Raw genomic sequence first — 12,682 nt, forward strand, 5'->3', positions numbered from 1 at the left:
TTAAACGATTTCGGTGTATTTTAAATCTACCAGGATTGATCTTGGTCTCTGTGTATCAAATGTAACCGATTTTACCCCTCTCACAGGTAAAATGCAAAACATACGTAAATCATATCATTTTTTAGGACGAGTCTGAATAAGAATGCTAAGAGAAGGACAACTTTTCGTATCGTAGGAGGAGAGTGACATGGTTGCATGAAATTTCATGAGATGAGACAAGAGGACATAGAGCAGTCATTAAATACCAATTATCAAGAGGGTCTTTCAACAGATGACGTAGCAAACAGACGGAAGCAATTTGGGTACAATCAATTGGAGGAAGCTGAGAAGCAGTCAGCTTTGTTATTATTTTTCAGTCAATTTAAGGACTTTATGGTTCTTGTGTTATTGGCAGCCACACTCATTTCAGGATTACTGGGAGAATACATCGATGCGATTGCCATCATTGCCATTGTGTTAATAAACGGTTTTTTAGGTTTTTTTCAAGAGCGTAAAGCAGAGAGGTCCCTGCATGCTTTAAAGGAACTTTCAGCACCTCAGGTTTCGGTGTTGAGAGATGGCAAGTGGATGAAAATTGTTTCTAAAGAGGTCATTATCGGTGATATCATCCGCTTTGGAAGCGGGGATCGTATAGGGGCAGATGTGCGCCTCATTGAAACGAACAACCTGGAAATAGAGGAATCTGCTTTAACAGGGGAATCTGTACCTGTTACAAAATCGACGAACCCTGTCATTGGTGAAAATATGAGTCTTGGAGACTTAGAGAATATGGCTTTTATGGGGACAATGGTCACTAGGGGTAATGGTATTGGTGTGGTGACTTCGATCGGAATGAAGACAGCCATGGGACAAATCGCTGATATGATTCAAAAAGCTGAAACGATGATAACCCCACTTCAAAGAAAACTTGAAGAATTAGGAAAAATACTGATTTCCGTTGCCCTCGTGTTAACGGCATTGGTCGTTGGAATCGGTGTGATCCAGGGTCACGATATGTACACTATGTTCTTAGCTGGGGTTTCTTTGGCGGTTGCGGCCATTCCAGAAGGCTTACCTGCCATTGTAACCGTTGCCCTTTCCCTCGGCGTTCAGCGAATGATCAAGAAGAAAGCCATCGTCCGAAAGCTGCCCGCTGTTGAAACATTAGGCTGTGCATCGGTTATTTGCTCAGATAAAACAGGAACTTTGACTCAAAACAAAATGACGGTGACACATCTCTGGAGTGGAGGCAGAACCTGGACGGTAACGGGAACCGGGTATGAACCTGATGGCCAATTTTACAGCGGAGACCAAAGGGTCACACCTCACAGTGAAAATGCTCTTCAACAATTATTAACCTTTGGTATGCTATGCAACCATGCGGAACTCGTAACACGTGAAGAAAACTTTGTAGTTGATGGGGATCCTACAGAAGGGGCTCTTCTAGTGGCGGGGTTGAAAGCTGGATTGAGCCGGGAATCTTTGCAGAAGAAATTTACGATAGTAAAAGAATTCCCCTTTGATTCTACTAGAAAGATGATGAGTATCATCGTGGTCGACCAAAACGGGAAACACTTCTCTGTAACGAAAGGTGCTCCCGACGTTTTAGTCGGAAAAAGCGAATCCATCTTGTGGGAAGGAAGACTTCAATATAAATCAGCTGAAATAACCCAAAAAGTAGAAGAGGCAATCAGTGAAATGTCGTCCAATGCTCTTCGAAACATTGCGATTGCTTATAAACCCCTCAATGAAAGATCCATCGAAGGGATCGAAGAAAATGACATTGAAGAAGGGGTGACCTTCATTGGCTTACAAGGTATGATTGATCCTCCAAGACCTGAAGTGAAACAGGCAGTGAAAGAGTGTCGCGCAGCCGGTATAAAGACGGTGATGATTACTGGGGATCATATCTTAACGGCTAAAGCGATTGCCCAACAACTGGGAATCTTAAAAAACAAAGATCGCGTTCTGGATGGAAAAGCGTTGAATCAAATGGAGGTACATGAACTGGAAGAAATCGTGGAAGAGGTTTCGGTTTTTGCACGTGTTTCTCCTGAGCATAAATTAAAAATCGTCAAAGCCCTGCAAAACCGGGGACATGTGGTGGCGATGACCGGGGATGGAGTAAACGACGCTCCGGCTATAAAATCTTCGGATATTGGCGTAGCCATGGGAATTACCGGGACAGATGTAGCCAAGGAATCTTCCTCACTTGTCCTGTTGGATGATAACTTTGCAACGATTAAATCAGCCATCCAGGAAGGCAGAAACATCTATGAAAACATCAGAAAGTTTATTCGTTACCTGCTGGCATCGAATGTGGGGGAAATACTCGTCATGCTATTTGCCATGATCCTGGCCCTTCCACTTCCATTGGTGCCGATTCAGATTCTTTGGGTGAACCTTGTGACAGATGGACTTCCTGCCATGGCACTTGGTCTCGATAAGCCAGAAGATGATGTCATGAAGAGAAAACCAAGGCACCCAAAAGAAGGCGTGTTTGCCAGAGGTTTAGGCTGGAAGGTAGTTTCAAGGGGCTTCTTAATCGGAGGTGTCACTCTGCTTGCCTTCATGTTGTCGTATAAGACTCACCCCGATCACTTGGCGTATGCCCAAACCGTTGCCTTTGCTACATTGGTTATGGCGCAGCTCATTCATGTGTTTGACTGTCGAAGTGAAGTTTCTGTATTTTCAAGAAATCCCTTCGGAAACATGTATCTTGTGTGGTCCGTGCTTTCTTCACTCGTATTGATGCTTCTCGTGATATACATCCCATCCTTGCAGCCGATCTTCCATACAGTACCGATTGTGTTAAAGGACTGGTTCTTGATCATTGGTTTAAGCTCGGTTCCGACGTTTTTACTGGCAGGGTCATTTTTTGCAAGAAAAAAACAGTGAAATGTGGTATAATCCAAAAGGTAATAGAGAATAGCCTCTATTACCTTTTTTATATAGTGCTTAGTGCAAGCATGAAATCAGTTGATCTACATACGAATATCGTCAAAAGATTGGATGTGATCGTAATGGTTGTCAGTATGACAGGCTTTGGAAGAAGCAAAGTAGACTCTGAACAACATAATGTAACGGTTGAAATGAAATCCGTTAATCACAGGTTTAGTGAATGTTTCATAAGGATGCCCCGACAATTAATGAAACTTGAGGATAAAATTAAAAAACAAGTATCCCAGTCCGTTAAGAGAGGGAAAGTGGATATTTTCATCACCATTACCGGTGATGGCTTAGTACATAAAAATCTACATATTGACTGGAAGCTCATTCAAGATTATTATCAGTTAGTAAATAAAGTGAAGGAAACCTTCTCCTTAAAAGATGAAATGCAATTATCCCACCTCTTAAACCGGGAAGAATTTGTGATGATCGAAGAAATGGAAGAGGAAAACGAAGAGCTTGAGCAGTTGGTATTAAAAGCTGTAGAACAAGCGGCGAATGACCTTAGACAAATGCGTGAAAAAGAAGGAGAGCTCCTCAGGAAAGATTTTCTCACTCATCTCAATCATTTTGAGACCAAAATCGGTGAACTTACCGATCATGCTCCTGACGTTATCAATCAGTATAGAGAACGTTTAAGAAAAAGGATTCTTGAATACAATGAAACTTCCTTCGATGAAAGTCGTTTACTTACTGAGGTTGCCATCTTTGCTGATAAATCGGATATTACCGAGGAACTCACGAGATTAGAAAGTCATATTCAGTACTTTCATTCCTCATTGACCGGTGAAGGACCTGTGGGCAGGAAGCTGGATTTCATGATTCAGGAAATGAACCGGGAAGTGAACACGATTGGTTCGAAAGCAAACGATTCCTTCATTGCCACGATTGTTGTGGAACTGAAATCAACCCTGGAGAAGCTAAGGGAACAAGTGCAAAATGTAGAATAAGAAGTTTAGTTTCCTGTCATTCCGGCGAAACTAAACTATTGATTAGGAGGAGCGTTATGTCGATCAAGCTCATCAATATAGGATTTGGAAATATTGTTTCAGCTAACCGGATCATCTCAATTGTAAGTCCCGAATCAGCACCGATCAAACGTCTGATTCAAGATGCAAGAGACCGGGGAACGCTTGTGGATGCTACATACGGAAGAAGAACAAGGGCGGTTATTATTACGGATAGCGATCACGTTATTCTTTCAGCTGTTCAACCCGAAACCGTTGCTCATCGTTTAACTGATAAAGAGGATATAGTAGAAGAAGGGCAGGGTAAATAAATGAAAGAAAAAGGATTGCTGATCGTTCTTTCCGGACCTTCAGGTGTAGGAAAAGGAACTGTTCGTAAAGCGATTTTTTCCCAAGAAGATACAAGGTTTGAATATTCCATCTCCATGACCACTCGGAATCCCCGGGAAGGAGAAGTGGATGGTGTAGATTATTTCTTTAAATCAAGAGAAGAGTTTGAAGTGCTTATAGAGCAAGGGAAACTACTGGAGTATGCAGAGTTCGTTGGAAACTATTATGGTACTCCTGTTGATTACGTTCGAGAAACACTTGATGCAGGAAGAGATGTTTTTCTTGAAATTGAAGTACAAGGTGCGCAGCAGGTCAGGGATAAATTCCCTGAAGGTTTATTTATTTTCCTGGCACCCCCTAGTCTTTCTGAACTTCAGAATCGCCTCGTAACAAGAGGGACCGAAACGGATGATTTGATCCAGGGTAGAATGAATACTGCAAGAAAAGAAATTGAAATGATGAATCTGTATGATTACATCGTTGAAAATGATCAAATTGAACATGCGGTAGGTAAGATTAAATCCATTGTTCAAGCAGAACACTGCAAACGGGAAAGAGTGCAACAACGATACTTAAATATGCTGGAGGTTGAATAAATGTTAAACCCATCCATTGATTCATTAATGAAAAAGATCGATTCTAAATATTCGTTAGTCAGTATTGCTGCTAAGAGAGCAAGAAACCTGCAAGATACCGGGGATTACCGCTTGAACCAATATGAGTCTCATAAATTCGTAGGAAAAGCCCTTGAAGAAATTCAGGCCGGTCAATTATCTATGAAAGAAAGAGATGCCAAAGCGGTTTATGCCGATGAATAAGCATCATCATGCTTAATGAAAAACTCTAGGGGGGTTGACTCGAAAGATTTCATAATCTTTCGGGACAACCCTATTTTCTTTTTCTATCAATATCCTTCATAATAAAGGAAGGATAAAGTGTAATGGGGGAAAGCTGAATGATCAAGGGGAAAAAAATACTATTATGTGTATCTGGTGGAATTGCGGTATATAAAGCGGCTGCTTTAACGAGCAAGCTGGTCCAAAGCGGTGCCGTTGTGAAGGTCATCATGACAGAATCAGCACGAAAATTTGTGGCTCCACTTACTTTTCAGGCATTATCCCGTCAAGATGTATACTGGGATACCTTTGATGAAAAGGATTCGTCTAAGATTGCTCATATCGACTTAGCTGATTGGGCAGATCTTGTACTGGTTGCACCAGCCACGGCCAATATCATTGGGAAGCTCGCGAACGGAATCGCAGATGACATGATTTCAACAACCATTCTGGCAACGACAGCGAAAGTATGGATTGCCCCAGCCATGAATGTACATATGTATGATCACCCGGCGGTGAAGCGGAATATTGATACCCTTTTTGAGTTTGGCTACCGATTTGTCGAACCAAGTGAAGGGTATTTAGCTTGTGGATACGTTGGAAAAGGAAGATTGGAAGAACCTGAGAAAGTAGTGGAACTGGTTGATCGATATTTTTCTAATCGTGATAGCGATAGGAAGATATTAGAGGGGAAAAGAGTCGTCATCACTGCCGGACCGACAAGAGAAATGGTCGATCCCGTTCGTTTTTTCTCCAATCGATCAACAGGGAAGATGGGCTACGCCCTTGCAGAGGCGGCTGTGTCTCTTGGAGCAGAGGTCGTCTTGATTTCCGGACCATCTCATTTACCAATTCCAAAGGGAGTTGAATTTGTCTCCGTCACAAGTGCTGAAGACATGTACAATGCTGTTCATGAGGTGTTTCCAACAGCGGATATCGTTGTGAAGAGCGCTGCAGTCGCTGATTATCGTCCGAAAGAAACCTTCCTTGATAAGCTGAAGAAAAAGGATGGGAATCTAGTGATTGAATTTGAACGTACCAAGGATATATTGATGAGTCTTGGTGAGCGAAAGGAACATCAATATCTTATCGGATTTGCGGCCGAAACAACAAACGTTTACGAGTATGCGAAAGCAAAGCTTGAGAAAAAGCGGGCAAATATGATTGTTGCAAATAATGTGAAAGAAGCAGGTTCAGGGTTTGGAACGGACACGAACAAAGTATCGATTGTAACAATGGATGGTCCCATTCGAGAGCTGCCATTATTATCAAAGGTAGAGGTAGCGAAAGAAATCTATAAAGAAGCGATCCGGCAAATAGAGAAGGGTTCCTCCCATGAACGTAGCTAGTGTCATCGTAGATGTTCCTGCCATGCAGACGGATCGAACCTACGATTATAGTATTCCGGATGAATGGAAAGGCAGCATCGTTCCCGGCATGAGAGTCATCGTTCCTTTTGGACCCAGGAAAATTCAAGGCTTTGTCATTGAACTAAAGGAAAAAGGCGAAGTCTCGAAACTGAAATCGATTGTAGAGCCGATGGACCTTGTACCGGTCCTGAATAAAGAACTGCTAACATTGGGGAACTGGCTGACAGAGAAGACCCTTTGCTTTAAAATCTCAGCATTTCAAGCGATGCTTCCAGCAGCCATGAAAGCGAAATATGAAAAAATCTTTCAACTTGAGGAAAATATGAGTCCGGTTGAACTTAACCTTTCGTTACAACGCTTCTTTCAGAATGGAAGAGAAGTGTCCTGGAAAGCAATAGAAGAAAATGGGATGCTCCCTCTTGTTCATAAAGAGGTAAAAAAAGGTACGGTTGAAGTGATTTACAGAGTGAAAGCGAAGGGGAATAAGAAAACGGTTCGAAAACTGTATCTTAATGTACCTGAAGATGACCTAGAGGAAGTGAAGAACAGTCTGCCGCCTCAAGCAAGTAAGCAGAAACAAATCATAGAATACATGAGTCATTCTGCTCCTGGTGGGGACGGGATACTTGCCGCAACACTCCTTGAAGAGATGGCGACTACTTCATCTACCGTGAAATCGTTGGTCAATAAAGGAGTTCTGGTTGAGAAGAACGTTGAAATGTATCGTGATCCCTTTGAAAATAGGACGTTTGAGAAGACTTTACCGCTTTCTTTAACGTCTCAACAGGACCATGCGATTCGTCCTATACTGACCACCATAGATGAAGACAAACACCACACATTCCTTCTTTACGGAGTAACAGGAAGTGGTAAAACGGAAATTTATCTTCAATCCATTCAACGGGTCTTACAAGAAGGGAAGGAAGCGATTGTATTAGTTCCGGAAATCTCGCTGACTCCCCAAATGGTTCACAGATTCAAGGGCCGGTTCGGAAATGATGTAGCTGTCCTGCACAGCGGATTGTCAGTTGGTGAAAAGTATGATGAATGGAGAAAGATTCAGCGGAAGGAAGTAAAAGTGGTGGTCGGTGCCCGCTCAGCTGTTTTTGCTCCTTTTGAAAATATAGGCATCATCATTATTGATGAAGAGCATGAAACAAGTTACAAGCAAGAAGAAAATCCGCGTTATCATGCCAGGGACGTGGCCATTTATAGAGGGGAATATCATCAATGCCCTGTCATTTTGGGAAGCGCAACCCCTTCTTTGGAATCCTTTGCACGAGCATCAAAAGGTGTATATGGGCTCCTCACATTGGATAAACGGATGAATGATGGCCCCCTTCCTTCCGTTGATATTGTGGATATGAGAGAGGAACTGAGGAAGGGAAACCGTTCCATGTTCTCAACGGAACTATTCGAAAAGCTTCAGGACCGAATGGAAAAGGGAGAGCAAACCGTCCTATTTCTTAATAGGAGAGGGCATTCATCCTTCATCATGTGCAGAGATTGCGGCTTTGTCCTTCAATGTCCCAACTGCGACATCTCCTTAACCTATCACCGTTTTTCAAACGGCATGAAATGTCATTACTGCGGCTATGAAGAGGGAGTTCCCACTACTTGTCCTGAGTGTACGAGTGAGCATATTCGTTATTTTGGAACAGGGACTCAAAAGGTAGAGGAAGAATTGACGAAGCTTATCCCCGATGCTCGAATCATTCGTATGGATGTGGACACGACCTCCCGAAAAGGGTCCCACGAAAAGCTATTAACAGCCTTTGGAGAGGGAAAAGCAGATATTCTTCTTGGTACGCAAATGATTGCCAAGGGTCTGGATTTTCCGAATATCACTCTCGTCGGGGTCCTCAGTGCGGATACGATGCTCCATCTGCCAGACTTCAGAGCAGCAGAGAAGACGTTTCAATTACTTACTCAAGTAAGCGGACGGGCAGGCAGACACACGTTGCCGGGAGAAGTAGTGATTCAAACGTATACGCCGGAGCACTATTCAATCGAGTTAGCGTCTCATCATGATTACAACCGTTTTTATCAACAGGAAATGATGATGAGGAAAATGGGCTCCTATCCTCCCTTTTACTACATCACGATGCTCACATTAAGTCATGAGGACTTAATGAAAGTTGTGGATATTGCAGAGAAGATGACGAATTATATCCGTTCAAAGCTATCCGAAACAACGACCATTCTTGGACCTGTGGCGTCACCGATCCCCAGGATAAAGAATAGATATCGGTATCAATGTTTGATAAAATACAAGCGGGAACCAAATCTTGGTACTACGTTAAAAACAGTATTAGATCAGTACCAGCAGCAATATGCGTCTCAAGGATTAACAATCTCCATAGATGTGAACCCTTATATGATGATGTAACTATATTTTTACGGAAAAATGGAGGAGACTTATGGCAATACTTCCAATTGTAATGCACCCTGACCCAATCTTAGAAAAAGAATGTGAGAAGGTAACGGCATTTGACAAGAAATTAAAAAAATTATTGGCAAATATGTATGACACAATGCTTGAAGCGGATGGTGTCGGCCTCGCCGCTCCTCAAGTAGGAATCGACCTTCAGGTAGCAGTGGTGGATATCGGGGATGATACTGGTACGATCGAGCTTATCAATCCGGAAATCGTCGAGGCAGACGGATCTCAAACCGATCTTGAAGGGTGCCTGAGCTTCCCGGGGTTATATGGGGAAGTGACCCGTCCCTATTCCATCAGGGTCAGAACGTTTGACCGAAAAGGAAGAATGATTGAATTTCAAGCCCAGGACTTTTTAGCCAGAGCGATTCAACACGAAATTGATCATCTTCACGGTGTTCTATTTACCTCAAAGGTAGAAAAATATGTGACAGAAGAAGAATTAGAAGGGTATGAAGCTTAATGACGAAAGTGATTTTTATGGGAACGCCTGATTTCTCCGTTCCTGTTCTTCAATCTTTATTGGATGAAAACTATGATGTGATTGCGGTCGTGACACAACCCGATCGCCCAGTGGGGAGAAAAAGGATCCTCACTCCGCCACCTGTAAAGGTAGCAGCTGAAAAGAACGGGATACCAGTGTATCAACCAGAGAAAATAAAGAATGAAGATGAGTTAAACAAAGTGCTTGCATTAGAACCTGACCTTATCGTAACGGCCGCTTTCGGACAAATTCTTCCCAATGCATTATTGGAAGCCCCTCAGTATGGATGCATCAATGTTCACGCCTCTTTACTTCCTGAACTTAGAGGGGGAGCACCCATTCATTATTCCATTCTTCAAGGAAAAGACAAAACGGGCATCACCATCATGTATATGGTCGAAAAGCTTGATGCAGGGGACATTATCAGTCAAGTGGAAGTGGATATTGAAGAGCGTGACCATGTCGGTACCCTTCACGATAAATTAAGCGTTGCAGGTGCAGCGTTACTGATTGACACGGTGCCCAAATTATTGGCGGGGGACATCACCCCGGTCAAGCAGGATGATTCAAAAGCGACGTTTGCACGAAACATCAAACGCGAACAAGAAAAAATTGACTGGAAGAAAAGTGGAGAAGAAATCTACAACCATATAAGAGGACTACACCCTTGGCCAGTTGCTTACACCACATTAGAAAATTCTGTGATCAAAGTTTGGTGGGGAGAAAAAGTCGGCGGAACTTCTGCTGCACCTGGCGAAATCGTGAAGATTGAAGAGGATGGATTCGTTGTTTCTACAGGGAATTCAGTGGGTATGAAAATCACCGATTTACAGCCTTCCGGGAAAAAGAGAATGAGTGCAAAGGATTATCTGCGTGGAGCAGGTTCCCACTTAAAAGCAGGAATGATGTTAGGAGAAAATAATGAGTAAACAAAATAAAACCGTCCGTGAAGCAGCACTTGATGTCATTGAAGCGGTGGAAAAAAATCAATCGTATAGTAATTTATTACTCAATTCTGTGATTGAAAAAAATCAGCTACCGAGTAAAGATATTGGACTATTAACGGAGCTGACATACGGAACCATTCAACGAAAAATGACGTTGGATTTCTATTTAGCTCCATTTCTTAAGGGTAAGCTGGATGAGTGGGTTCGTCATCTATTGCGTTTATCCCTCTATCAGCTTGTGTACTTAGATCGAATTCCTGACCGTGCTGTTTTCTATGAAGCTGTAGAAATTGCTAAGAAGAGAGGACATAAAGGCATTTCAGGATTGGTCAATGGGGTCTTGCGTTCAGTCCAAAGGAAAGGGCTTCCTTCCCTTGACGCCATTAAAGATCCAATCGAGCGGGTGGCCATCGAAACGAGTCATCCTTATTGGCTTGTGAAGAGATGGGAAGAGCAATTTGGCCTGGAGAAAACGAAAGAGATGTGTGAAACCAATTTAATCGCGCCTAAACAAACGGCACGGGTGAATACAACCAAAATCACACGAGAAGAGCTTATCCAACTCTTGACGGACAACGGAAATGAAGTGAAAGAAAGCCCGATTGTGCCGGAAGCGATCCAGTCACTTCGAGGGAATCTGGCAAAGACGGATGAATATCGTAACGGACAATTCACCATCCAAGATGAAAGTTCCATGCTTGTCTCCTATGCGTTAAAGCTGGAAAACAGGATGAAAGTGTTGGATGCATGCGCAGCACCAGGGGGGAAAACGACTCACATAGCCGAAAAACTATCAGGGACCGGAGAAGTCCATGCATTGGACCTACATAAGCATAAGGTCAAATTAATCGATGAAAATGCCACTCGTCTTGGATTGGACAACGTAAAGACGGCAACCCTTGATAGTCGAAAAGCAGGAGAGAAGTTTGATAAAGAAAGCTTCGATCGCATTCTGGTGGATGCCCCATGCTCTGGATTAGGTGTATTAAGAAGAAAACCGGATATAAAATATGCTAAAAAAGAATCGGATCTTCTATCACTGCAAAAGATTCAGTTGGACATCCTATCAGCCGTTGCACCATTGTTAAAAAAAGATGGACTATTGGTTTATAGCACATGTACTGTGGACCAAAATGAGAATGAAGGCACTGTGTCGGCTTTCTTAAGTGATCATCCAGAATTTGAGCCTCAACCATTAGTGGATCTTCCGGATTCCATCACACCGTTTATTAAAGAAAACCAACTACAAGTATTTCCGCAGGATTTTGGCGGGGATGGGTTCTTTATATCGTGCTTTAGAAAAAAATGAGTCGAAATTGATCAAAATGTCGAAGTAAAGCAGGAAAATTCACCATAAAAGTCGTAAAAGTACAACAGCCCTTAATGAATCTTTTGATTATCCATTACTTTGTAATCATATGTTTATTTCATCAAAAATGATAAAAGCTGTAATATATTCGCTCTTTTCATTATCAACCTATTCAGCCCCCATTCAGAACGAATGGATAGCTGAACGTATTTAACAAAGATAATCGAAGTGAATTCATTTTTTTGAACTAAAGATGCACCCGACTATGAGTATAAGGAGCTACTTGAAACAGGTGCAGAAGAAGAGACGAGGTGACCTAAGTGAAAACTGTTTATTTTACGGACAAAGGGAAAGTGCGTCAACTAAATGAAGATTGTGCCGGCGTATTTGTGAATCATCATGGCGATCATTTAGCTGTTGTAGCAGATGGAATGGGTGGCCACAGAGCTGGAGACGTTGCCAGCGAGCTTACCACTTCCATCTTAAAGGATTTATGGGAGAAAACAGAGAAATTTCACACCGCTGATGAAGCCGAAAATTGGTTAAAATCAACTATTAACGAAGTAAACAAAGAAGTATATACTTATTCTCAATCCAATTCGGAGTGTGAAGGGATGGGGACGACTCTCGTTGGAGCCATTTGCACCTCCTTGTTTGCAACCATTGTCAATATTGGTGACAGCAGAGGTTATATTCTGAATGAAAATGGTTTTCATCAGTTAACAGAAGACCATACACTTGTAAATGAATTAGTCAGAAGCGGTGAAATTTCGAAAGAAGATGCAGAGCATCATCCAAGGAAAAATGTGATACTTAGAGCGATAGGCACAGAATCTTCAATTACGATGGATATTAAAACGATAATGTTTGAAGAAGAAGACGTTATTTTATTGTGTTCAGACGGTCTTTCTAATAAAGTCTCCCAAAAAGAAATGAAAGAGATATTGGTCTCTGACCACTCCCTTGAGAATAAAGGAGAGTCGCTTGTTCATTTAGCCAATGAATATGGCGGTGAAGATAATATTACCGTAGTAATTGTAGAGTTTGCCGCTGAAACGGAAAGCGGGTGA

The 12,682-nt window shown here is 42.3% G+C and carries 11 protein-coding genes; all 11 read left to right on the plus strand.

Going from position 1 to position 12,682, the window contains the following annotated elements; all coding sequences use genetic code 11:
• The first annotated feature begins 195 nt into the window (after positions 1–195).
• The 11 genes from ACOSV2_RS02795 (at position 196) to ACOSV2_RS02845 (ending at position 12,682) form a co-directional block, all read left to right on the plus strand.
• Positions 196–2,877: a cation-translocating P-type ATPase gene (locus tag ACOSV2_RS02795; RefSeq protein ID WP_428973843.1), complete on the plus strand. Its 2,682-nt coding sequence runs from the start codon at positions 196–198 to the stop codon at positions 2,875–2,877.
• A gap of 125 nt (positions 2,878–3,002) precedes the next feature.
• Positions 3,003–3,878, plus strand: a complete 876-nt coding sequence (locus ACOSV2_RS02800) for a YicC/YloC family endoribonuclease (RefSeq protein ID WP_428974271.1) — start codon at positions 3,003–3,005, stop codon at positions 3,876–3,878.
• A 56-nt stretch (positions 3,879–3,934) separates the two neighbouring features.
• A complete protein-coding gene (gene remA, locus ACOSV2_RS02805) occupies positions 3,935–4,207 on the plus strand; it encodes an extracellular matrix/biofilm regulator RemA (RefSeq protein WP_044337446.1) in 273 nt (90 codons plus the stop codon).
• Positions 4,208–4,822 carry a guanylate kinase gene (gene gmk / locus ACOSV2_RS02810; RefSeq protein ID WP_113968269.1) on the plus strand — a complete coding sequence of 205 codons (615 nt, stop codon included), beginning with the start codon at positions 4,208–4,210 and terminating at the stop codon, positions 4,820–4,822.
• Positions 4,823–5,044 (plus strand): DNA-directed RNA polymerase subunit omega, encoded by a 222-nt coding sequence (gene rpoZ, locus ACOSV2_RS02815; RefSeq protein ID WP_113968268.1) that lies wholly within the window; start codon positions 4,823–4,825, stop codon positions 5,042–5,044.
• Between the two features lie 137 nt (positions 5,045–5,181).
• Entirely contained in the window at positions 5,182–6,411 is a 1,230-nt protein-coding gene (gene coaBC / locus ACOSV2_RS02820) for a bifunctional phosphopantothenoylcysteine decarboxylase/phosphopantothenate--cysteine ligase CoaBC (protein ID WP_428973844.1), read from the plus strand.
• Complete coding sequence (gene priA / locus ACOSV2_RS02825; RefSeq protein ID WP_428973845.1) at positions 6,398–8,821, plus strand: primosomal protein N'; 2,424 nt, start codon at positions 6,398–6,400, stop codon at positions 8,819–8,821. Before coaBC ends, priA begins: the two co-directional genes overlap by 14 nt.
• A gap of 31 nt (positions 8,822–8,852) precedes the next feature.
• Positions 8,853–9,335, plus strand: coding sequence for a peptide deformylase (def, locus tag ACOSV2_RS02830; protein ID WP_428973846.1), 483 nt, complete (start codon positions 8,853–8,855; stop codon positions 9,333–9,335).
• Positions 9,335–10,285, plus strand: coding sequence for a methionyl-tRNA formyltransferase (gene fmt / locus ACOSV2_RS02835; protein WP_428973847.1), 951 nt, complete (start codon positions 9,335–9,337; stop codon positions 10,283–10,285). The genes def and fmt overlap by 1 nt, the downstream gene beginning before the upstream one ends.
• Positions 10,278–11,612, plus strand: a complete 1,335-nt coding sequence (gene rsmB / locus ACOSV2_RS02840) for a 16S rRNA (cytosine(967)-C(5))-methyltransferase RsmB (RefSeq protein ID WP_428973848.1) — start codon at positions 10,278–10,280, stop codon at positions 11,610–11,612. The genes fmt and rsmB overlap by 8 nt, the downstream gene beginning before the upstream one ends.
• Positions 11,613–11,932: 320 nt before the next feature.
• The gene (locus ACOSV2_RS02845; protein WP_428973849.1) at positions 11,933–12,682 is read left to right on the plus strand and encodes a Stp1/IreP family PP2C-type Ser/Thr phosphatase; all 750 of its coding nucleotides are present in this window, start codon (positions 11,933–11,935) and stop codon (positions 12,680–12,682) included.

The organism is Rossellomorea sp. DUT-2, assembly GCF_052665285.1.